This window comes from Sinobacterium norvegicum (genome assembly GCF_923077115.1).
Classification (GTDB): Bacteria; Pseudomonadota; Gammaproteobacteria; order Pseudomonadales; family Sinobacteriaceae; genus Sinobacterium; species Sinobacterium norvegicum.
On record NZ_CAKLPX010000002.1, the window covers coordinates 599,622 to 622,602 of the forward strand.

Consider the following 22,981-nt stretch of genomic DNA (forward strand, 5'->3'; position numbering starts at 1 on the left):
GAAAACATAAGCTAATAATAAATAAGACTATTTTGTATATTTCGTGGCCCTTACGTAATATGTGTGAGGTGTCTTCGTTACTGCATTACACCAAATAGCCGGCAATAGTTACATTGTGAAAACAAAAAGTAACACTGTTAATATATTGCCGCTCGGCGGACGAAGCAGGATCCGGGTTAGCTGCTAGTCTTGTTGCTTTTCTTTCTTGGTATGCCAAAACGCTGCCTTCTTTCCCATAAGCATTTTCTGCTCACACCAAGTTTTCTTGCCAGCTCGGTCTCGCTCATGCTGTCTTGATGCTCGAGGACAAAGCGTTGAAAGTAGTCTTCTAGTGATAGTTCTTCAGCCGGGTCGCCCAGTGCTGAGGTGGCTTCTTGGCCCATGTCGATATTGGTGTTGTAATTGTCGACGGCCAGTTGATGGCTGGATTTGTGTGGTTCAATATCGAGTAAATCGTGGCTGACTTCATTACCCTCTGCAAGAATTACAGCGCGTTCTACAGCATTTTGTAATTCGCGGACATTGCCGGGCCAGCGGTGATTGGTAATAGCTTGGATAGCTTGGGGGCTGAAATGAAACTCCGGACGATTTAAGCGGTTGCCGATCTCGGCGAGAAAGCTTTCGGCGATCATCAGGATGTCTTTTCCGCGTTCGCGCAGTGGTGGCAGATTTAATTGCATGACGGCAATACGGTAGTAAAGGTCTTCACGGAATAGGTTGCGCTGCGATTGTTCTTTCAGGTTTCTGTGGGTGGCAGCAATCAGGCGGACATCGACCTTCTTGGTGTGTACTGAGCCAATGGCACGAATTTCCCCCTCCTGCAGAAAGCGTAAAAGTCTGGCCTGGGCTTCGAGCGGTAATTCGCCAATTTCATCGAGGAAAAGGGTGCCGCCATCAGCGGCCTCAATGAGGCCGGCGCGATTAGCTGCGGCACCGGTAAAGGCACCTTTCTCATAGCCGAATAGTTCTGATTCAATCAGGCTCTCGGGGATGGCGGCACAGTTGACTGAAATAATGGGCTTGTTAGCGCGATCGCTCTGGCGATGAATCGCACGGGCAACTAGTTCTTTACCGGTACCCGTCTCGCCCTGCACCAAGACGGTGGCCGTGGTCGGTGAAACCTTGTTGATGCGTTCGAACAGCTGCTTCATGGTATCGCTGCTACCAATAATACCGTTGTTCTTGCTCTGAACGGGTAGGTTGTTGCCTTCTGTTTTTGGGGTTCGATCACGAATAATACGGGCGACACTTTCAACCATATCGTCGTGATCAAAAGGCTTGGCAATATAATCGATGGCGCCCATTTTCATTGCGTCGACGGCGCTGCGCAAGCTGGCATAGCTGGTCATGATCAGTACTGGTGTATTGCCAGCAGGTTTAATGAGGTCGGTGCCGGTACCGCCGGGCAGTCTCAAATCACTGATAATCAGTTGATAATGACTGAAATTATGATTCTGTAGCGCATCTTTGATCGAGGCAGCTTCGCTGATGGTGTAGCCGTGGCGTTCGAGTAGGCGGCGCAGCGCGTTTCGAATGACGGTTTCATCTTCAACAATTAGAATATGACTCATACAACGACTCTCATGATAAACGGTGACGATACGGTGACGGTTAGCTGTTTAGTATTCTGCAGCATATTTGCATGTTATGCCTGCGGCAGGCTAATCAAAAACTGTGTACCACTATTGTTACTTAAATCTACAGGGCTTTTGACCGAAATAGAACCCTGATGTTCTTCGATAATACTGTAAACCAGGGCTAATCCCAAACCCGTCCCTTTGCCGGGCTCTTTTGTGGTGAAGAAGGGCTCAAAGATTTTCTCTTGTTTATCAGCGCTTATGCCAGAGCCTTGGTCGGTAACAGTAATCAAGTGATTGTTACCTTTCTGCAACGATTCTATCAGTACGTCACTGTCTTCAGGGCTCGCGTCACGGGCATTGGAGAGCAGGTTGATAAAGACTTGAACCAGGGTTTGTTCATCGCCAAAGACGTAGTGGTCTTCTTCGCACAGGTTAACCACATTAACATTGTATTCATGTGTTGTATCGAGTGAGATCAGCTTACAGGCCTCATCGACAATGCTCGAAAGATTATGACGTTCGAATTTATTATTGCTACCGGTGTGTTTGCCGCTGTGCGAAAAACTAACCAGCGAATGGACGATAGAGCTGATGCGATCTGTCTGATTGACGATTTCTTCCGCTACTTCTAGCACGCCGGGCTGATCGGACTCATAGCGCAGGTTTTGTGCCAGGCAGGCGATGCCGGTAACAGGATTGCCAATTTCATGGGCTACGCCAGCGGCAAGTCGACCAATCGAAGCCAGACGCTCGCTATGCAGCAGCTCATCTTCCAGCATTTGGAGTTCGGTGAGGTCTTCGAGTACAAAGAGTTGGTCTCGATTACGATGGAACGCGCCCTGTCTGCTCGCCTTGTGAAGTGAGAAGTGCTGGATGCGACCGTCGAGTTCGACACTCTGCTTGTGTAAGTGAAGCTCCTTGGAATTGGCAAAGTCGACAAACACCTGTCGCCAAGGCTCGTCGATCGATGAAATCGTCGAGCCGCGTATGTTGTCAGAGCTAATGCCGGTCAGTTTGGCAATACTGTAGTTCCACAGTAAGACTTCGTTGTCGGGCCCCAGCGAGAATACGCCTATCGGCAGGTCTAAGAGGGTTTGTTTATGCAAGCGGCGCAGGCCATCAAGTTCGGCGGCGACACCGGTAAGGTTCTTTTTGTAAGTTTCTAGTCGGGTTTCGACCAGCTGAATATCTTCACTGGCAAAGGGTTGTGAAGAGCGCTTATAAGGCAATAAGCGATTAATCATTTCGTGGGCAACAGAGGCGCCGAGCAAGGATGACAGGTTGGCTTCGATGCGTTCCCGCAGTCGTCGCAACGAGTAGGGACGATTATCGCTGTGTTTGAGTCCCAGGTCATCGAGTGCGGCATTGACCTCTCTTTCGGCAACCGACACACCTAAGGCGGAGGCGAGACGTGATTTGAACTCGCTGCTGCTGGTGAATGTCAGTTCGCGTCGCTCGGGCCTGTTGAGACTGTCGAGCGCGCAGTTCTGTGCGGCAGAGCGCTCCTCGTCGCTGATTCTGGTGACCCAGGACAGCGTGACAAAGACCAAAATGTTGGCAATCAGAGAGCCAACGGTGGCAGCAATCCAGCTTTGATCACTGATAAGGTCGGCGCCCACGAGTACGGCATACCATGGTTGGGTCGAGCTGATGATGGGGACTACCAGGGTGAAGAACCAGATACCGAAGCCAATTAATAGGCCGCCAATAAGGCCGTTGCGGTTGGCTTTTGGGGTGTATAAAACGGCGAATATCCCGGGCAAGAATTGTAGAGTGGCTGCAAAACCCGCGACACCGAGGTAGCCGAGTTGGCCCTTAGAGGTATAAATGCGGAAGAATATATAGCCAGCTAAGATGATCATGGCAATCAATAAACGCTTGGTCCATAGCAACCAGCGATAGATATCCCGCTCAATGGGTGGTTGATAGTAGGGCAGAATTAAGTGATTCAAACACATCGAAGCCAGCGCCAAGGTGCTGACAATAATGACGCCACTCGCAGCTGAAAGGCCGCCAATATAAGCGATGACGGTCAGCCAGTAATTCTCACGGATCATCGAGGTACCGATGGCGAAATAATCCGGGGGTGTGGTGGCACCACTGGCATAGCCGGCCCACAGTATTGGCAGTACAGGGAGGCTGATAATGAGTAGCAGTAAAGGAACCCCCCAGCTGGCAGCATTGACCGAACGGGAGGAAGGCCGTTCAGAAAAAATCATATGAAACATGTGGGGCATGCCGATGGCGGCGGCAAATGAAGTGAGCAGTAAGGTACGAGTCGAATATTCACCAAAGGTGGAGTGCAGCCGCTCAATGATTTGAGGGTTTTGGTCCAGCCACAAATCGAGGCCACCAAAACCGCCAAAGACTTGCTGGACAGAAAAATAGGCAACCAGAACCAGCGCTATTGATTTAATCACTGTTTCGGCGGCGACGGCGGCAATCAGGCCGTCGTGCCGTTCGTTGGAAGCGGTATGCCGAGCACCGAATAGAATAGTAAACAGGGTAATCATAAAGCAAAACACCAGGGCCATAGAATCATGACGTTCGGGGCGGTCATTGTGAACCAGCGGTGTTAGATCGGTCATGATATGGACGGTATCGGCAATTGATTGGATCTGTAGCGCCAGCAGCGGCAGCATGCCCATTAACATACAGAGCGTGACCAAGGCGCCAGCCCATGAACTGCGGAAGCGAAAAGCGAGTAAGTCAGCCAGAGAACTCAGTTGATTGCGTTTACAAATCGACACCAATGGCTTGAGTAATAACGGCGATAACATAAAGAAGGCGGTGATGCCGAAATAGTAAAACATAAAGCCAAAGCCGTATGAGTGGGCGAGGCCTAATACACCGTAATAAGCCCAGGCACTGGCAAAGACACCAAGGGAGAGAACAAATACCACCGGGTGATTGACCAATCGCTCGGGAATCCATTTTTTGTCGGTGGCAAAGGCGATGGCAAACAAGATGCTGAGATAGAGAAAACCGACGACGAATATGGCGCTGATTGAAATAGTCATTGGCGCTTATTCGCCTTGTGTCGAAGATGCTGCGAGATAAAGACCACGGCAATTAGCATCGACCAGACAATATAAGGGCGATACCAGGCATTGCTGTCGGCAAATACCCACAACTCAATCGAGGGTAAAAGGATAAATAGCAGCAGAATGACCCACAGTGTTGTTCGGGGGATATACATAACACGTTCATTTTCATCGCAAAGGGTTAGAGTATATTACCTTGGCTATCGAGGGGGCGAAAGACCTATTGCCGATAGCTGGGCGAGCTAGGCCAAGGAGGGAAGCGGCTGATAGTGGCTACAGTGTTTGGCAATCGCATCAATGTCCCAGTGTTGAATGGCGAATTCGAGCAGCTGTTCTACTGTCTTCGGTGGCCGCTCTGGCAGGGTTTGATTAAGAAAGCTCAGAGCAAACAATAGATTGTTGATGATTTGTCCGGAGTCGAGCGACGGTGCAAAGGTTTGTTTGCTGAGTTTTTGCCCTGCTTCATTGGTCAAAACAGGTAGGTGGGCATAGTCGATACTGGGGTAGTCGAGCATTTTTCCAAGGTATATTTGTCGCTCAGTGGATTCGAGTAGGTCGGCACCTCGAACGATATGAGTAACGCCCTGAAAGGCATCGTCCACGACAACCGCCAGTTGATAGGAGATCAGGCCGTCTTTGCGAGCGATCACAAAATCACCGAGCTGGGCGGCAAGGTTTTGCTGACGCGGCCCTTGGATTCGATCGCAGTAACTAACCGGCTGTTGGTCGACTAATAGCCGCGTCGCGGTGGCAATGCTGTCGTCTATCGTGCGATAACGGCAGTGCCCCGGATAGATGTCGCTGCCCTTTAATTGTGTTCGCGAACATTGGCAGCGGAAGCACAGTTGTTGGCGCTGCAGTGTTTGCAGTGCGGCTTGATAGGCATCAAGCCGGCTGTGTTGAAACAAAATCGGACGGTCAGAATGTAGGCCATGAGCGCTGAGTGAGGCGATAATGTTCTCACTGGCGCCAGCGATCTCTCTTGGTGGGTCGATATCTTCTACTCTGATCAGCCATTCACCCTGGTGTGCTCTGGCGTCTAAGAAGCTGGCCAGGGCGGAAATCAGTGAGCCCATATGAAGCGGGCCGGTTGGCGAGGGGGCAAAACGGCCAACATAAGGGGGGATGACTGCGGTGCTATCATCATTGTCTTGGGAGTGTTTATTTGTCATATCAGCTGCTTAAACAAAAACGCCACTGCTTAACAAGGTAGGCAATGGCGTTTATATGGCGACCTAGCAAAAGTTGTTAAAGGCGCTGAGTTTTCTCTTTGATTTCATCAAGCGTCTTACAATCGATACATTGAGTCGCTGTTGGGCGGGCCTCGAGTCGACGAATACCAATTTCAATGCCGCAAGAATCGCAGAAGCCGTAATCATCATTTTCAATAAGTTCGAAAGTCTTATCAATTTTCTTGATCAGTTTACGTTCGCGGTCCCGTGTGCGCAGCTCTAAGCTGAACTCTTCTTCCTGGGTTGCGCGGTCGGCAGGGTCAGGGAAGTTGGCAGCCTCGTCTTTCATGTGCGAAACGGTGCGATCGACTTCTTCCATCAGCTCCGCTTTCCAGGCGCGTAGGATATCGCGGAAGTGTTCTTTCTGGGGTTCACCCATGTACTCTTCATCTTTAGCTGCCTCGTAGGGCACGAAACTACTGAATGAAGAATTTTCTTTATTTGGCATTTAAATGACGCCTCGACAGTACTTTTAATTCCACATACCCATTAAAAGAGTGTAAATAATCACAGCTCAATATCAAGATATTTCAACAGGGAGGTAAAGCTATCAAATCACAAGGCTTTAAGCCATAGCTTATTGTCGGCTATTGCTGTTTCTTGACCTCGGCGACTAAAAAATTCAAATTATGACGGGGAAAAGTGTTTTTCTGGTTGTTTTTTATACAGCTGTGCCGGTGTGGACAGTGTTTGCTGGGGTGAGAGGATGATCAGATCTGTTAATATGGCCAGATAAACAAGATAACAGAGACGTTGCCATGCCTTTTTCCCGCCGAATGGATGATATTGAGCCCTTTCGAGTCGTCGAAGTATTAACCCGTGCCAAGCAATTAGAGGCTGAAGGTAGGAACATTCTGCATTTAGAGGCAGGGGAACCTGATTTTACCACCGCCGAGCCTATTCGTCTCGCTGGCGCGAAAGCCTTAATGGACGGCCATACTGGCTATACACCGGCTGCAGGGATACCGGCGTTGAGAGAAGCCATCAGCGGCTATTACCAAACGGATTATGGTCTCGATATTGCGCCGGAGCGGATTATGGTTACCGCGGGTGCCAGTGGTGCCTTGCTATTAATCGCAGCGTTGTTGATGGACCCGGGCAAGTCGATGTTAATGACCGACCCAGGCTACCCTTGCAATCGTCATTTCCTGCGGTTGGTTGAGGGCCATGCTCAATTGATTCCGGTCGGAGCTGAAGACCGTTTTCAACTGCAGGCCCGTCATCTAGAGCAGCACTGGCAGCAGCAAACCATCGGTGCCATGGTGGCGAGTCCTGCCAACCCAACAGGGGAGATCTTATCGGCAGAGGAACTCGAAGCGCTGTATCAAATATGTGCTGCTAAAGGAGGCTATTTGGTGGCCGATGAGATTTACCATGGCCTCGATTACGATGATCACGCTGCCAGTATTCTGGCGCATACGGATCAGGCCTTTGTGATTAATAGCTTTTCCAAATATTTTGGTATGACAGGTTGGCGCTTGGGTTGGTTGGTTGCTCCCCAGAATGCGGTGCAGGAAATGGAACGGCTGGCGCAGAATCTGTTTATATCGCTGTCGACACCGGCACAATATGCAGCGCTGTCTTGTTTTAAGGATGAAACGCGGGAGATCCTCAATCAGCGCAAGGCCATCTTCAAGCAGCGCCGTGATTTTCTTTACCCTGAACTGTGTCAGCTAGGTTTCAATATCGCGAATAAGCCCGCCGGTGGTCTTTACCTGTATGCTGATATCAGTCGCTTCAGTAATAATAGCCAGCAATTTTGCGTCGATATGCTCGAGCAACATGGTATTGCCTTAACCCCGGGGGTGGACTTTGGTCGACACTTGGCTGATCGTCACGTACGTTTTGCCTATACCACCGGTATGGAGAAGCTCGAACAGGCGGTCGAGCGGCTTAGCAAGGTGCTGACATGAGGCTGCCCGAACTGGTGGAAGGCAGGCTGATCAAGCGCTATAAGCGATTTCTTGCCGATGTCGAGCTGCTCAATGGTGAAATCATTACTGCTCACTGCCCCAATACGGGCAAGATGACAGGTTGTGCCATGCCGGGTGAGCGCGTTTGGCTTAGCATCAGTGACAATCCCAAACGAAAGTACAAGCATGGCTGGGTGTTGGCTGAAATTGACCATCAACAGGTGTTGGATAATAGCCCGGCACGATTGTCGTTAGCCTGTATTCATTCCGCCTTTGCCAACGACTTACTGGCGGAAGCGCTGGCTGAGGGTGTTGTCGAAGAATTGGCGGGGTATTCTCAGGTGGTTCGAGAGGCACGTTATGGGCTCGAGAATAGCCGTATCGACTTTCTGCTGTCGGCCCCCCAGCGCCGCAAGTGTTATGTCGAGGTCAAAAGCGTGACCTTGTTGAGAGAGAATGGCATCGGCCAGTTCCCTGATGCCGTCAGTGATCGTGGTCGAAAGCACCTACGGGAGTTGATGGCAATGGTTGCAGAAGGGTACCGAGCGGTGTTGTTTTACTGCGTTCAGCATGAGGGTATCGAGGTGGTTGAGCCGGCCCGCGATATTGACCCCAGCTACTGCCAAACCCTCTTAGAAGCGATGGCTGCGGGGGTGGAGGTGATTGCCTATAGGGCCAGTATCACACCCAAGGCCATTACCATTGATCGTCGCTTACACTTTAACAGCTAGGCGATAGCTGTCGCGGCTTCAGCGATATGGATCTGCTGCTCAATCACTTCAAAGTCAACGGAGATAAGGCTTTGGCCTTGGCATGGGCCATAGACACATTTGCCGTCTTCAGGTTGAAACAAGGCGCCGTGGGTTGAGCACATAATGTAGAAGTTATCGGCATCGAGAAATTGATCCTGTTGAAATTCGAGGTTCACGCCGAGGTGGGGGCAATTATTTTGAAACAGCGTAATTATGCCATCGCGCTTAACAGCAAAGAAGTTTAGATCGCCAATCTCAAAGCCTTTAGAGCTCTCGTGATCGATGTCATCGACGTGGCAGACGGGAATAGTAAAACGGCTCACGGTATATAACCTTGGTAAAAATAGCGGAAGGCAACTTTACCTGATTTTCCCTCGATGAAAAAGCCACCGGTGTTCTTCCGCCTGCTTCTATTAACCATCGGTCATGCAGCTTGTTATGCTCCCTATACGATAGTATTGTGAGTTTACGGCTGCCATAATAACCAATAACAATAGATGACAGGGGATAGCAATGATTACCAGTTTCGATGACTACTGCATACACCAAACCGCCGAGCCCGTGGCGGAGCCCTCGCAAAGTGATCGTAATTTCTATGATCGATACTGGTTTAACGGTTTCGATGAAGATACTTTTCTGTTTGAAATAGGACTTGGTCTATACCCCAATCGTCGGGTAATGGATGGTCACTTCAGTGTTGCCATGGGGGATAAGCAAGTTGCTTTTCATGCCTCGCGACGTGCCCCAAAGGAGCGTTTGGATACCGCTGTCGGGCCATTAAGCGTTGAGGTTGTAGAGCCGATGCGACAGATACGTGTACGACTAACCGAAAACGAGCACAACATCACCTGTGACCTGTTATTCACCGCTATTTCTGCCCCGCATCAGGAGCCAAAAAATATTATGCATGATGATGGCCATCTGATTATGCATAACACCCGCTTTACTCAGTTGGGGCATTGGCAGGGGCATTTTATCATCGACGGCGAACGCACCGAGGTTAACAAGGCTTATGCGACCCGTGATAAATCATGGGGTGTTCGCCCGGTAGGAGAGCCTGCTGGTGGCGCACCGGGTCTGATGAATAATGAGCCCGGCGTTTATTGGGCCTGGTGTCCGATCAATTTTGGTGATCAGGCGTCGCAGTTTGGTACCTTTGAGGATCGTGACGGTAATGCCACCCAAGTGTCCGCGGATTTAGTACCACTGTACTCTGATATGGATAGCATTCCTGTGGGCGAGGATAGCGGGATGATTGCGATGACTGCTATCGAGCACAGAGTAAAATTTGTGCCAGGTACGCGCCGTGCGCAATCGGTTGACTTCGACTTTGCCGACAAGAATGGCGAAAGTTATCACATCACTCTAGAGCCGCTGCAGAAGTTTTATATGCTGGGTATTGGTTACAACCATTTTGAATGGGGGCACGGCTATTGGAAGGGGGAGCTTGAAACATTCCGTGAGGATTGGAATCTCGATGAGGTGAACGAACTCGACTACCAATTTATCCACAACCATCAAGTAGTGAGGGCAACCCTGGGTGATAAGGTCGGTTATGGCACCTTCGAGAGTATTATCATTGGCCGCCACGCCCCGTCAGGCTTTAAAGACTTTTTCGACGGCGCTGAATAGTCAGTACCTCACTGTGGGCGGGTTGGTACCGGATATTACATCGTTGAATTCGGCTTTCGCATCTCTATAATAGAGTGATATTAGACAGTTAGCTGGTTATTAACGGCTGCGTCAGTCCATGCTGCCAGAGGTTGTAGTCACAGTGAATTCCCCCCCGCGAGAAGGCCTTGTCCCGCCAGCGTTTGTCACTGCGTTATTGATGCCGCTGCATAGCAAAGGTGTTGGAGTTGATACCGTTTTGGAGCAGGCCGGTTTAGGCGATTTAGACCTGAGCAAGTTAACGGTTGAGCAGTATAATCGGTTATTTGTCGCTATCGTCGATTACATTGGTGATGAGTCTGGGGGCCTGCTGGGGGCGAGTCGTTCCCCTTTGGGAACGACCCGGATGATCGCCTATGCGGTATTAAATTGCCCATCGTTGCACGACGCTCTGGTGCGGGCTATTGATTTTAATCTGGCCTGTCGAGAGCCTGGCAGAGACGAGGATATTATTCATCGCTTAGATGTCGATGAGGCGTTGGGTATGTCGACGATCCACTATTGCCTGCCAGAGCACCCCGGTGAAGCCCAATACCAGCCCGCGGTGTTAAGTGCGCTGGCGATGTGGCTGCGCTTGTGCGGCTGGTTGATTGGTCGCCAAATAGAAATTATCAGCGCCAGTTGCGCCGGCGAAAAACCCAGTAATATGGGGGCTATGGAGCATTTTTTTAGCTGTCCGGTGGACTTTGATACAGCCACTAATTCGCTGACTTTTAGTAGTCACTATCTCCGTTTGCCGATTATTCGTAGCGATGCCGATTTTGAGGTGTTCATTAAAGAGGCGCCCTATCAGGTCATTATTCAGCCGGTATTGGGTGAGCAAAGTATATTGTCACGAATTCGCACTATCTTAAGTGAGAACCTAACCGATGAATTGCCCGGTTTTGATGTCATGGCCGATCGGTTAAATCTATCGGCGAGAACTCTGCGTCGTCGCTTGGAGGAGGAGGGTACCTCTTACCAAAAAATCAAAGATCACTGTCGGCGAGATCGCGCCGTTGAGTTGTTGCTTTACAGTACGGAACCAGTCAGCGAAGTGGCTGTTTTGGTTGGCTTTAGTGACGCCAGCGCTTTTCATCGCTCATTTAAAAAATGGACGGGTGTGGCGCCGGGGGAATATCGACTAAATCATGTTGTAGACGGTTAATCGGTGTATGATTATCTTATGGTTTTTTGTAATGTGAGTAATGTATTTAAGAGTCGTTAATGATTAGCCTGTTTTATCTGGCGGCAGTAAAATGATGATGTGTCACACAGGGAGTCACGAATGAATAAACAACAATGGGTAGAGCAAATCCAGCAGGTCTTGGCCGAGATCGATGCGCTGCCAGAGCCAGCGGTGGCACAGCGAGAATCATTACAGCAACTGTTAATATCGCTGGAGCAGCAGCTGATGGATGGCGCCACGGATAGTGACTATTCGATGCTAGAAAACATCGAGCTGATCGGTGTTGAAATCGAGGCTGAGCACCCGGTGGTGTCGATGATGCTGCGAAACCTGGTCGCGACGATGAATGCGATGGGTGTCTAGGGCTTGAGCGGCAACCCTCTGCTCAATAACATCGTATTTGGCCGCCATTCTCCAACCATTTATCAACCTCGATTGTCGGTTTTGTCCGATCGCGGCTGGGTACTTTGCAGCGACCGTAGTTAACAGTATCGATGCCTCGCTGCGGAATGTCTGCATAGCCATGCTTCGTCTCTATTATTGTCGAGGACTGAGCGCTACCTTGTTAAATTAAGCTGATACAATACCCCGATACTATTTGAATTATCGATTAGGAGAATAATGTGAGTTTTGATCTGCCCTACCGTTTCCGTCGTCTGCGCCGTAATAGCAATATCCGGGCAATGGTGCGAGAGCACAGTATCAGTGTTGACGACCTAATCTTGCCGATTTTTGTCGAAGAGAACATTGGTCAGCCCGTTGCCATTAGCAGTATGCCCGGCGTGTTTCGCTACCCGGAGTCTGACTTGGCTGAGGTGGTTCAGCAGGCGTACAGCAAGGGTATTAAGGCGGTCATACTGTTTGGCGTATCGCATTGTAAAGATGCGGTCGGCAGTGATACATGGTCTGATGAGGGGTTAATGGTGCGCTGCATCAAGGCGGCAAAGTTAGCACAGCCAAAAATGATGGTCATCAGTGATAACTGTTTCTGCGAATATACCGACCACGGCCATTGTGGTGTGATCAGCGACGATGGCCATGTCGACAACGATAAAACGCTGCTCAACCTGCAGCAGCAAAGCTTGGCGGCAGCCCGAGCTGGCGTCGATATGCTGGCGCCGTCGGGTATGATGGACGGTATGATTGCAGCCATGCGGGAGGCCTTGGATGATAATGGCTTTAGCCACCTGCCAATCATGTCGTATTCAACTAAATTTGCCTCTGCTTTTTATGGCCCCTTTCGCGACGCTGTGGATAGTAATTTCAAAGGCGACAGAAACGCCTATCAGATGGATGCTGCGAATGGCCGTGAGGCGGTTGCCGAGTCGTTACAGGATGAGTTGGAAGGTGCCGACATCTTAATGGTCAAGCCGGGAATGGCTTATTTGGATGTGCTCTATCGCATTCGTCAGGACAGCAGTCTGCCATTGGCGGTGTATCATGTCAGTGGTGAATACGCGATGGTTAAGGCGGCGGCAGCAGCTCAGGTAATCGATGAAAAGGCAGTCGTCATGGAATCTATGATGGCCTTCAAGCGGGCTGGAGCAGATTTAATTATTACGTATTATGCTGAAGATATTGCAGGCTGGCTGACAGAGGGGTAACTCTTAGGGTGGGTAGCACTGATTGATTATACAGAATAGAAACCATCGCTTGCGGTGGTTTTTTATTTGGGTAGTCGAAACTTAATCGGCAGCTTAACAACGAAGTTGTTTCCTTCGAGGCTGTTAGGTGGTGAGGGGTACTGTGATTGCTGGATCGCTTTAATTGCGGCGTTATTTAGGCTGTGGTGAGCGGCACTTTCCAATTGGTCTATATCGATCACCTCTCCCGACCTATCTAAGGTGATCGCAATCACTACATCGCCCTCAAGCTCTTCGTCGATAGCGAGATTAGGGTAGATGATATGCTGATAAGTTGTTTTTAATATGTTTGACCGGTACATCGTCATGATACTGAGTTGTTTAGAGGCTTGTTGCTCGATGGCTACCGACTTCTGGGTGGTGACATCACTGGCGGTAGCGTTGGCAGTGGCTGTAAGTTTCGGGCTTTGCAGTGTTGGTGATAGGCTGGCGGTTTGTATGCCGCTAACCGGAGGGGTTAGCGGTGAAGAGGCGGCCTGCTGAGTATTGACAGGCTTTGGCGCACTTATCTTGGCGCTGCTGGGGGTGGAGATAGTCTCGTTAAAACTGGGAGGTAACCGTTGCTGGTTGTTGGATTTTTTGGCCGGTTTGACCCGCCATTTTTTGCTTTCTTTCTGTCGTTCGGGGCTGGCCAGTAGTTGGGTGTGGGTATCTATCAGTTCGGCTGTTTTGACGCTATTGGGTAGTTTCAGTAGCTCAGCCTTAAACTCGCGAGAGGTTGGCCGAGGGCCAAGCCAGGCGTTAAGCAATACAGGGTAAAAGCCGCTGTTATCGAAACTAGAGATCAATTGGTTGTTGGCGTGGACGTTGATCTCGAAATCCCGAGTGAAACTGATGGTGATTTCATCGCCATAAATAAAGCTATTCTTAAACAACTGAGTAAAGCGAATAATTTCCTCGTCGTAGATGTCGAGGTCCTCTTCGTCATTATTTATGTTAATAGCGGTCAGCCAATATTGATTGAATTGTCGCGCAGAGAGTTTTTTCTGAACAACCTTCATCGACAATTTGCTAGGTTCATAGCTGTTGATGATTTCATCGGCTGAGCTATTTCTTTCCTGCAGAAACAGTGCGGCGATAAAATAATCGCGGTTGAGTTTGTTGTACGTGGTAATGCCGTTTAGGCGCAGTGAATCTTGGGCGATCGCAGCCTGAGATAGAATAACGACTAAAAACGCGCTAATGAGCGATTTCATCAGTTCATCCTTATGTGTTGGCCATGGTATATAGTCCGTTACCAGTAGCCTTGTTATTATTATTTTGTGAGTCAGTCGACAAATACTTGCCGTGGCTCTTACTATGACGTAAAAGTTAAATCAATAGTAGTACATAATTACAGTTTTATTTTGCCTACTGTTGACGTGAATAAGGTGAACGGTTAGGTGTTTTTTGAGTCACTCCCCTGTGATAATTGCTAACAGCAATGTATTTCAGTTAGATTAGGTACAACAGCTGACAATCACTTGATTGTTTTCTCGTTTCAATAAAGTAGTAGCCGATGCAGATAACAGCGATACACGATTTAGCCAATGTGGACTTAGAGGCCGCGCTACAGCGATTGCCTTTTTTCCGGAAAATAAGAGCGTCCAGTGAGAGTCAGTTTAAACAGCTGATGGGCTTTTGTCGCATTGTAGAGATGGGCAGTGACGAGGTGATTTTGCGTCGCGGTGATAAGAGTACATGGCTGTACTTTTTGTTGCGTGGCGAATTACTGGTTTTTGCCGATACCGATGAAGATGAGGCACCTGTCAATCATATTCTGCCGGGCGAGATGTTTGGAGACTTGGCATTAATTGGTGATAGTGAGCGTCAGGCAACTGTCTGTAGCAGCCCCAGTGGTAGTGGGGTAAGGCTTTTTGCCTGTGATGCATCCTGCTTTGGTATGCTAGAAGATGATTACCCCGTGTCGCTGGAAACCAAGCTGATCTTCTATCGCATGATGACGGATTCGGTGCGCTGGAAACTAGAGAAAAACCGCATGGCTCAGCCGCAGCATGAGTTATCTAAGCGGATGATCTCACTGCCTGTGTTTCGTGGCGTCAAGGATGGCTTAGAGGAGTTGCACGCCTTGGTAGAACAGACTATAGCGCTTGCCGACATCCTGTTGGCGTGGAATAGTGAGACCAATGCCAGTGCATCCTATATTAGTTGTGAGGAAAAAAGCGCGATTTGATCAGGTGTTAAAATGGCGGTCCATACCAGTGTTTGTCCCAAATCCGAAGCACCTTGTCGCTGTATACCCTCCTGCCGTATGAGCCATTATAACGGGCGAGGGCTGGCGCGAGCCTGCCTTTTTCTCTATCGATATAAAACTTTAAGATAGTGCAGCCATAGCGAAGATTGGTTGCAACGTCGGTGAGGTTGTCTTCTGGCCGGCCAATCTCGTTTTTCCAAAACGGCATCACCTGCATCATCCCCTGAGCGCCCACACGAGATATGGCAAAGCGCTTGAAGTGGCTTTCTATCTCAATCAGAGCGAGCACTAAATCGGGTGGTACGTCAGCGCGGGTGGCTTCACTATGAATCATTTTAAGCAATTCGAGCCGCTCCTCGGGCGATTCAATATATCGACCGAGGGGTTTCTGCATGGTCATTAGCCATACCTGTGCATCGTATTGATCTTCGAAGCTGTCGGCATTATGTAAAGACTGTTGCAGATAGTCGGCCAGCGCCTGATGCTCCTGATCACTGTTTTCGGCGAAGCATATCGCAGCGCTAAACAGTGACAGAGTAAGCAGTAAACTGGCTAAGCGCATTACTGTGCGAGTTTCTCGATGACGGTATCAAAAATCTGGTCGAGGATGATGTCTTGGCTGTCGCTGTCGCGGCGGCCCTTGTATTCGACCATGCTTTCTTTCAGGCCTCGATCACCGATTACCACGCGATGCGGAATACCCATCAACTCCATGTCGGCAAATTTAATGCCGGGGCGTTCTTTACGATCGTCGTATATAACCTCAACGCCCTGGTTGCGGAGGCGCTGATACAGTCCTTCGCAGGCCTCACTGACGGCTTCTGACTTGTGGTTGTTAAGACCGATAATCGCCACCTGGTATGGGGCTAATTGCAGTGGCCAAATAATGCCTTTGTCGTCGTAGTTTTGCTCGATGGCAGCGGCAACAATACGAGAAACCCCGATGCCGTAACAGCCCATCGTCATGGTGACCTGCTTGCCGTTCTGGTCCAGAACAGTGGCGTTCATCGCCTCGGAATATGTGGTGCCGAGTTGGAATATGTGTCCGACTTCGATACCGCGTTTGATACTGAGGGTACCATTGCCACAGGGGCTGGGGTCGCCGGCAACGACATCACGAAGGTCGGCAATATCGGCAAGTTCAGCATCACGTTGCCAGTTGACACCTTGAAGGTGGTAGCCATCTTTGTTGGCACCACAGACAAAATCACTGGCGTGTGCTGCGCTGCGATCAATAATAGTCGTCATCGGCAGGGCGACAGGGCCGATAGAGCCCGGTGAGCAGCCGATAGCGGCTTTGATTTGCTCGTCGTCGGCCATGGTAAGAGGGGTGCCAACGCCGGCAAGTTTCTCGGCTTTGATTTCGTTTAGCTGGTGATCGCCACGCAGTACGAGGGCTACAAGTGGCTGCTTGCCTGCTTCATCAGCTTCACCGAGTACAATCAGTGTTTTTAGTACGGTTGCTTCTTCGATGTTCAGCAGTGAGGCAACGTCACTGACGCTCTTGCAGTTAGGTGTTGCCACTTCTTCCATGGTTTGACCGGCCGCGGCGCGTTCGCCGGCGGGGGGCAGAGCCTCTGCCATTTCGACGTTGGCGGCATAGTCACTGCTGTCGCTGAAGGCGATATCGTCTTCGCCGGAGTCTGCAAGCACGTGAAACTCGTGTGAGGCATCGCCGCCGATAGAGCCGGTATCGGCTATGACGGCACGGAAGTCCAGGCCGAGGCGCTCAAAAATGCGTGTATAGGTGTCAAACATTCGCTGGTAGGTCGCCTTGAGACAGTCATCGTCAGCATGGAAAGAATAGGCATCTTTCATGGTGAATTCGCGGCCACGCATCAGCCCGAAGCGCGGGCGAACCTCGTCGCGAAACTTGGTTTGGATCTGGTAAAAATTAGCAGGCAGCTGTTTATAGCTGCTGAGCTCGTTGCGAATCAGATCGGTGATGACTTCTTCATGGGTTGGGCCTAGACAAAAATCCCGTTGGTGGCGATCCTTTAAGCGGCATAGCTCATTGCCGTATTTCTGCCAACGCCCTGTCTCCTGCCAAAGCTCAGCGGGTTGTACAACCGGCATCAATAATTCCTGGGCGTCGCTGGCGTCCATTTCTTCGCGCACAATCTTTTCGACATTGCGAAGCACTTTTAGCCCAGCCGGTAACCAGGTGTATAGGCCGGAGGCAAGTTTACGCACCAGACCGGCTCGAATGAGTAGTTGGTGGCTGATTACCTCTGCATCGGCAGGGGTTTCTTTAACGGTGGCGATCAGAGTTTTGCTTGCGCGCATGGATTCATCTACTCGAGTGGTGCAAAATGGATAGTATAATCAATTTTACTTGTCATTATTGCCGACGTATAGAGCGAGAGTAAGGTATGGAGCAAAAACCGTTCAAATTAGCCAATGAATTGGCGCGAGATTGTATTCATTTAGGTGATTTTCCTCTTTGCCGAGTGTTATTAATGAACGATCGTCAGTACCCCTGGTTTATTTTGGTGCCTCGACGAGCCGATGTTCAAGAGATTTTTCACTTAGAGGTAGATGATCAACAGCGCTTAACGCGGGAGTCCAGCATATTCGCTCAGTGGCTCAGTGATAGCTACTCGGCAGATAAAATCAATATTGCCGCGCTGGGTAACATGGTGCCGCAACTACACATTCACCACATTGCGCGTTATACGATGGACGCGGCATGGCCGGGTCCTGTTTGGGGGGCTAGTCCTGCAATTGCGTTGACGCAAGAGGATGCGGAGGCGTTTGCTTTGAAATTGATTGAATTGCATCAATTGCCGGGCTTTGTGCCCGCTTAGAGGGCAAATAGCCGTTTTAACACAGAAAAAACTTGTTAGATTGAAAAAGCGCTTGAAATAAAGGGTTTTATGATATATATCGTTTATATAGTCTTTAAAACAAGAGGCTTGCGTAGCTCAAATTTTTAAGGCTGATAAAGGATCGTATCTCAATGTCGAGGATGGCTAGCCTTTGAGGCAGTTAATTCTTACCTCATAATAAAATAGGATTTCGTCTAACATGGCACAAAAAAAAGCTGCACCCAAGAAGAAAGCTGCACCCAAGAAAGCTGCCCCTAAGAAAGCTGTTGCGGCAGCCCCTAAGCGCAAGATGACTGCGCTTAAGGATAAGATGACTAAGGCGCAAATCTTTACCGAGATTGCGGAGAATACCGAGCTTACCAAGAAGCAGGTTGCCGCAGTCTTTGAAGAACTTGACGTTCTTATAGAGCGCTCGACTAAGAAGCGCTCTATCGGTGAATTCACCGTTCCGGGTCTGATGAAGATAGTCACGGTTAAGAAGCCAGCGAAGAAGAAGCGCAAAGGCATTAACCCGTTTACTGGTGAAGAGACTGAATTTGCCGCCAAGCCTGCCTCCGTCGCTGTTAAAGTTCGTCCGCTGAAGAAGCTAAAAGAGTTCGCTAACAACTAGTTAGCAAAGCTTTTATGAGATGGCTGTGGCTTTTTCGCCGCAGCCTATCTGATTATATTGTACTGTCCGCTCCCCCGCTGTTTCGTTTTTTCACTGTCGTGTATTTATTCCCTGCCCCACATTCAGGTATAATCCAGCGTTTTTCTCGTCGGCGGCGTTGTTTTGGCGTGTCTGACAATATAATGCGATTGATTTAGGGTGTTGTTATGCCTATTTATGAATATCAGTGTTCTGCCTGCGAGCATACACTTGAGGCTATCCAAAAGATGAGTGACGCGCCATTGATTGCATGTCCGTCCTGTGATGGCGAGGCTTTGCAAAAGAAAATTTCTGCCAGTGGTTTCCGTCTTAAAGGTGATGGCTGGTATGAGACGGATTTTAAATCCGGCAACAAGAAGAATCTTGCCGGTAGTGCGAATAGCGAATAATTCTCGCTAACGAAACAAGCAGCTTAATCGCTGCACGAAATGTTATACACGCTAATTAAAGCGGCTTAAAACAGGAAGATTGATATGCGTAGCCATTATTGTGGCGATGTTCGCTCAGAACACATCGACGAAACAGTAACATTGTGCGGTTGGGTCGATCGTCGACGTGACCATGGTGGCGTTATTTTCTTGGATTTGCGTGACCGCGAAGGGATAGTGCAGGTCGTATTTGATCCCGATACCCAAGAGCATTTTGAGCGAGCCAACAAGGTGCGTAGTGAATATGTTATTAAGGTTACCGGCCGAGTACGTGCTCGCTTTGAGGGTACTGTTAACCCGGCCATGAAGACCGGCGAGATCGAGGTGTTGGGTAAAGAGCTCGAGATTCTTAATGCTGCTGCGACACCACCGTTCCCGCTAGAGGACAAAAATGTCGGTGAAGATGTTCGGCTAAAGTATCGCTATGTTGATCTTCGTCGTGATGAGATGCAGCAGAAGATGCGTCTGCGCTCGAAAATCACCTCGGCCATGCGTGGCTACTTAGATGACAATGGCTTCCTGGATATTGAGACGCCTATTCTGACCCGCGCAACCCCAGAGGGTGCGCGCGACTATCTGGTGCCCAGTCGTACACACGCCGGTAAGTTCTTCGCTCTGCCGCAGTCGCCTCAACTGTTTAAGCAGTTGTTAATGGTGGCCGGTTTTGATCGCTACTATCAAATCGCCAAGTGTTTCCGTGATGAAGATCTGCGTGCTGATCGTCAGCCAGAATTTACTCAAATAGATATTGAAGCCTCTTTTGTTGACCAAGAGAGCATTATGACGTTAACCGAGGGCATGATTGTCGATCTGTTCAAGAAGGTGCTCGATGTTGATCTCGGTAACATCCCACGTATGCCTTTCGCCGAGGCCATGGATCGTTTCGGTTCTGATAAGCCGGATCTTCGTATTCCGCTAGAGCTAGTCGATGTCAACGATTTGATGCAGCAGGTCGATTTTAAAGTTTTCAACGGTCCTGCCTGCGATCCTAAGGGGCGTGTTGCTGCTTTGCGTGTGCCAGGTGGTGCGTCAATCTCACGTAAAGTGATTGATGCTTATACCAAGTATGTCAGCATTTACGGTGCAAAAGGCTTGGCTTGGATTAAGGTCAATGAGTTGTCCAAAGGCATTGAAGGCCTGCAGTCGCCTATTATTAAATTTATGCCCGAGGAAATTGTGCTGCAGTTGATGGAGCGGCTGGAGGTTGCCGATGGGGATATTATCTTCTTTGGTGCGGACAAGGCGAAGATTGTTAATGAGGCCTTGGGAGCTCTGCGCTGCAAAATTGGTGCGGATCTTGATTTATACACCACGGATTGGGCGCCTTTGTGGGTTGTCGATTTCCCTATGTTTGAAGAAACTGATGCCGGCTGGACTTCGCTGCATCATCCGTTCACTGCGCCAGCTTGTTCGCCAGAAGAATTGCTGGCCAACCCTGGTGAGGCGCTCTCCATTGCTTATGATATGGTCTTGAATGGCTGTGAGCTTGGTGGTGGTTCTATTCGTATTCACGACCAAGAAATGCAGAAGACCGTATTTAAAGTCTTGGGTATCAGTGATGAAGAGGCAGCCGAGAAGTTCGGCTTCTTGCTGGATGCGCTGCAGTATGGCGCGCCACCGCACGGCGGCTTGGCCTTTGGTCTCGACCGGATTGTGATGTTGCTGACGGGTAGCGATTCAATTCGTGATGTTATTGCCTTCCCTAAAACCCAGAGTGCCGGTTGTGTTATGACTAAGGCGCCGGGCGAGGTGGCGAGTCAGCAATTGCGTGAGCTCAGTATTAAGTTGCGCTTAGACGAGCCAAAGTCGGAGTAAGCGGCACCGGGTCATAGTGAATTCTCCAATGACAGAGTGGTTGTCGTTCGAGTGTGTGTCGTGTTGTTCGATCAAGCCTGCAGTGAGTAATCGCTGCAGGCTTTTTTGTCGCTATTCATAACATTGGTTTATGCTCCAATTATTTAATGCCGGAGGTTAATATTCTAGGTATACTGTGCCGCGCTCATTTGAGCGAAATTGCCCCCGTGTTAATTATATTCTGAGGATATTATCTTGAACCTTCAAAGCGCCTCCCGCGAGCAGTTGCAAGCTTTTGAAGCTGAGTTGTCGCAGCAATACGATACTTATCAAGCAGCAGGTTTGAACCTAGACCTTACTCGAGGTAAGCCCTCGACTGAGCAGGTTGCTTTATCGAATAATTTAGACGGCATTTTATCGGGCAATTATTTCGCTGCCGATGGCACAGACTTACGTAATTACGGTGGCCTTGATGGCCTGCCTGAAATGAAGCAGCTGTTTGCTGACACCTTTGGTCTAGACGCGTCGTCTATCGCCATTGCTGGTAACTCAAGCCTCACTTTGATGTACCAGAGCGTCATGTTTGCTCAGCACTTTGGTCTGGGGGCGGAGGCTTGGAACAAGGAGGAGGGCGAGGTTAAGTTTCTTTGTCCAGTGCCGGGGTATGATCGTCACTTCTCTATCTGTGAAGAACTCGGTATTGCAATGATTCCAGTGGCCATGAACGAGAATGGCCCGTTGATGGATGAGGTCGAGGCACTGATTAAGGCCGACCCAATGATCAAGGGTATTTGGTGCGTGCCTCGCTTCTCAAATCCGACTGGCTGTGTTTACTCGGCGGAAGTGGTTGGCCGTATTGCTGCACTCGGTAAAATTGCAGGCAAAGGTTTCAAGGTGTTCTGGGATAATGCCTATGCCGTTCACGTTTTGAATGATAATGCGGAGGAGTTGACCAGCATCACCGATTGCGCCAAGGATGCAGGGACAGAGGATAATATACTGCTCTTTGGTTCAACATCGAAGGTGACTTTTGCGGGTGCGGGCGTAGCTTTTTTAGCGGCGGCATCGCCAGCTTTGTCGGCATTTAAGAAGCACTTGGCGATATCGAGTATTGGTCCTGATAAGGTCAATCAGCAGCGACACATTGATTTGTTGAAAGATGCAGAGGGCTTTAAGCGGCATATGGCAAAGCATGCCGTCATTTTGAAACCGCGCTTTGATATTGTTGAGAAGCATTTATCCGAAGGCTTGGCTGCTGCGGGTATTGCAACATGGCTTAAGCCGGAGGGCGGCTACTTTGTCTCCTTCGATAGTATGCCAGGCCTGGCGAAAGAGGTCGTGGCCATGGCAGCGAAGGCTGGCGTGAAGCTAACGCCGGCAGGGGCGACATACCCCTATGGTGATGACCCGCTCGATACCAATATCCGTATCGCACCAACCTATCCTGCTATTGAGGATATCGATCAGGCGATGGGTATTTTTGTTACCTGTGTTAAGTTGGCCTCGGTGAGAAAGCTTCTTTCGGCTTAGGCCTGTTGTTAGAAATAAAAACCGGCGTCAGCCGGTTTTTTTATGTCTGAGATTTGGCGGCCGGTGTTTGGTTTGGGTCTGTATCGAGGCTTGTAGGGTGTGGGCTACGGGTAATCCCCTATCTGCGACGGCTTTTTAGCTTGTTTTTGCTGCTTTTTTGAGCGACTTTTGCCGTGGCTGTAGTTTTTTTACTTTTCTCTCAAAAAGCCCTTGCGTGATTCAGGGCTCGTCCGTATAGTTCGCATCCGTCGTCACCGAGACAGCTTTTAAAGCGCCTCAGGCGACACCGTGAAGACCTTTATTTCACACCTTGTTTTTAAGCGGTTTTAAATCAAAACTTCTTACCAATAAAATGAAATAAAACGTTGACACATCGCTGCGAATCATTAGAATACGCAGCCCGACATTGAGCAACACGCTCTGTCGATAAGATGTTAAGTCCCAGCGGCTAACATGCTTTTTAACAAATTGATCAAGTAATTCGTGTGGGTGCTTGCTGAGTGATTGTCTCCAAAAAGATAGTCAGATGCAGCAGGGATCTACACATACATCATG

Annotated in this window: 21 protein-coding genes; 12 read left to right on the top strand and 9 right to left on the bottom strand. The window is 49.5% G+C overall.

The annotated features are described in order from the left end of the window. Positions 1-176 precede the first annotated feature (176 nt). The 5 genes from L9P87_RS11775 to dksA form a co-directional block, all read right to left on the bottom strand. Complete coding sequence (locus L9P87_RS11775) at positions 177-1,571, bottom strand: sigma-54-dependent transcriptional regulator (RefSeq protein WP_237444941.1); 1,395 nt, start codon at positions 1,569-1,571, stop codon at positions 177-179. Positions 1,572-1,645: 74 nt separating this feature from the next. Next, complete coding sequence (locus L9P87_RS11780; RefSeq protein WP_237444942.1) at positions 1,646-4,600, bottom strand: ATP-binding protein; 2,955 nt, start codon at positions 4,598-4,600, stop codon at positions 1,646-1,648. After that, a complete protein-coding gene (locus L9P87_RS11785; RefSeq protein ID WP_237444943.1) occupies positions 4,597-4,779 on the bottom strand; it encodes a hypothetical protein in 183 nt (60 codons plus the stop codon). The genes L9P87_RS11780 and L9P87_RS11785 overlap by 4 nt, the downstream gene beginning before the upstream one ends. A gap of 87 nt (positions 4,780-4,866) precedes the next feature. Next, positions 4,867-5,796 carry a tRNA glutamyl-Q(34) synthetase GluQRS gene (gluQRS, locus tag L9P87_RS11790; protein ID WP_237444944.1) on the bottom strand — a complete coding sequence of 310 codons (930 nt, stop codon included), beginning with the start codon at positions 5,794-5,796 and terminating at the stop codon, positions 4,867-4,869. A 76-nt stretch (positions 5,797-5,872) separates the two neighbouring features. Continuing rightward, a complete protein-coding gene (gene dksA / locus L9P87_RS11795; RefSeq protein ID WP_237444945.1) occupies positions 5,873-6,304 on the bottom strand; it encodes an RNA polymerase-binding protein DksA in 432 nt (143 codons plus the stop codon). A 310-nt stretch (positions 6,305-6,614) separates the two neighbouring features. Between dksA and L9P87_RS11800 the strand changes: the two genes are divergently transcribed. Both L9P87_RS11800 and sfsA read left to right on the top strand, forming a co-directional pair. After that, complete coding sequence (locus L9P87_RS11800) at positions 6,615-7,769, top strand: pyridoxal phosphate-dependent aminotransferase (RefSeq protein WP_237444946.1); 1,155 nt, start codon at positions 6,615-6,617, stop codon at positions 7,767-7,769. Beyond that, the gene (gene sfsA, locus L9P87_RS11805; RefSeq protein ID WP_237444947.1) at positions 7,766-8,500 is read left to right on the top strand and encodes a DNA/RNA nuclease SfsA; all 735 of its coding nucleotides are present in this window, start codon (positions 7,766-7,768) and stop codon (positions 8,498-8,500) included. The genes L9P87_RS11800 and sfsA overlap by 4 nt, the downstream gene beginning before the upstream one ends. On the opposite strand, the gene L9P87_RS11810 is transcribed toward sfsA, so the two are convergent. Continuing rightward, the gene (locus L9P87_RS11810) at positions 8,497-8,844 is read right to left on the bottom strand and encodes a Rieske (2Fe-2S) protein (protein ID WP_237444948.1); all 348 of its coding nucleotides are present in this window, start codon (positions 8,842-8,844) and stop codon (positions 8,497-8,499) included. The two genes, sfsA and L9P87_RS11810, sit on opposite strands and share 4 nt — an antisense overlap. A gap of 190 nt (positions 8,845-9,034) precedes the next feature. Here L9P87_RS11810 and L9P87_RS11815 point away from each other — a divergent pair, with 190 nt between their 5' ends. From L9P87_RS11815 to hemB, 4 genes are all read left to right on the top strand, one after another. Continuing rightward, positions 9,035-10,153, top strand: a complete 1,119-nt coding sequence (locus tag L9P87_RS11815; protein WP_237444949.1) for an Rv3169 family protein — start codon at positions 9,035-9,037, stop codon at positions 10,151-10,153. A 142-nt stretch (positions 10,154-10,295) separates the two neighbouring features. Beyond that, a complete protein-coding gene (locus tag L9P87_RS11820; protein ID WP_237444950.1) occupies positions 10,296-11,339 on the top strand; it encodes an AraC family transcriptional regulator in 1,044 nt (347 codons plus the stop codon). 120 nt (positions 11,340-11,459) lie between these two features. After that, the gene (locus L9P87_RS11825) at positions 11,460-11,723 is read left to right on the top strand and encodes a DUF4404 family protein (protein ID WP_237444951.1); all 264 of its coding nucleotides are present in this window, start codon (positions 11,460-11,462) and stop codon (positions 11,721-11,723) included. 260 nt (positions 11,724-11,983) lie between these two features. After that, a complete protein-coding gene (gene hemB / locus L9P87_RS11830; RefSeq protein ID WP_290368504.1) occupies positions 11,984-12,964 on the top strand; it encodes a porphobilinogen synthase in 981 nt (326 codons plus the stop codon). A gap of 62 nt (positions 12,965-13,026) precedes the next feature. Here the strand turns inward: hemB and L9P87_RS11835 are convergent, their stop codons facing one another. Next, positions 13,027-14,199, bottom strand: coding sequence for a TonB family protein (locus L9P87_RS11835; protein WP_237444952.1), 1,173 nt, complete (start codon positions 14,197-14,199; stop codon positions 13,027-13,029). 302 nt (positions 14,200-14,501) lie between these two features. Between L9P87_RS11835 and L9P87_RS11840 the strand changes: the two genes are divergently transcribed. Continuing rightward, a complete protein-coding gene (locus L9P87_RS11840) occupies positions 14,502-15,176 on the top strand; it encodes a cyclic nucleotide-binding domain-containing protein (protein WP_237444953.1) in 675 nt (224 codons plus the stop codon). A gap of 7 nt (positions 15,177-15,183) precedes the next feature. Here the strand turns inward: L9P87_RS11840 and L9P87_RS11845 are convergent, their stop codons facing one another. Continuing rightward, positions 15,184-15,759, bottom strand: coding sequence for a lytic transglycosylase domain-containing protein (locus L9P87_RS11845; protein WP_237444954.1), 576 nt, complete (start codon positions 15,757-15,759; stop codon positions 15,184-15,186). Further along, positions 15,759-17,483 (bottom strand): proline--tRNA ligase, encoded by a 1,725-nt coding sequence (locus L9P87_RS11850; RefSeq protein ID WP_237444955.1) that lies wholly within the window; start codon positions 17,481-17,483, stop codon positions 15,759-15,761. Before L9P87_RS11850 ends, L9P87_RS11845 begins: the two co-directional genes overlap by 1 nt. An 86-nt stretch (positions 17,484-17,569) precedes the next feature. On the opposite strand from L9P87_RS11850, the gene L9P87_RS11855 reads away from it, so the two are divergent. From L9P87_RS11855 to L9P87_RS11875, 5 genes are all read left to right on the top strand, one after another. After that, positions 17,570-18,004: an HIT domain-containing protein gene (locus L9P87_RS11855; protein WP_237444956.1), complete on the top strand. Its 435-nt coding sequence runs from the start codon at positions 17,570-17,572 to the stop codon at positions 18,002-18,004. A 220-nt stretch (positions 18,005-18,224) separates the two neighbouring features. Beyond that, on the top strand, positions 18,225-18,635 hold the full coding sequence (locus tag L9P87_RS11860; RefSeq protein ID WP_237444957.1) for an HU family DNA-binding protein: 411 nt from the start codon (positions 18,225-18,227) through the stop codon (positions 18,633-18,635). 206 nt (positions 18,636-18,841) lie between these two features. Further along, the gene (locus L9P87_RS11865; RefSeq protein WP_237444958.1) at positions 18,842-19,063 is read left to right on the top strand and encodes an FmdB family zinc ribbon protein; all 222 of its coding nucleotides are present in this window, start codon (positions 18,842-18,844) and stop codon (positions 19,061-19,063) included. An 84-nt stretch (positions 19,064-19,147) separates the two neighbouring features. Next, on the top strand, positions 19,148-20,917 hold the full coding sequence (gene aspS, locus L9P87_RS11870; RefSeq protein ID WP_237444959.1) for an aspartate--tRNA ligase: 1,770 nt from the start codon (positions 19,148-19,150) through the stop codon (positions 20,915-20,917). A gap of 234 nt (positions 20,918-21,151) precedes the next feature. Then, the gene (locus tag L9P87_RS11875; RefSeq protein WP_237444960.1) at positions 21,152-22,426 is read left to right on the top strand and encodes an aspartate aminotransferase type Ic; all 1,275 of its coding nucleotides are present in this window, start codon (positions 21,152-21,154) and stop codon (positions 22,424-22,426) included. Positions 22,427-22,981 lie beyond the last annotated feature (555 nt).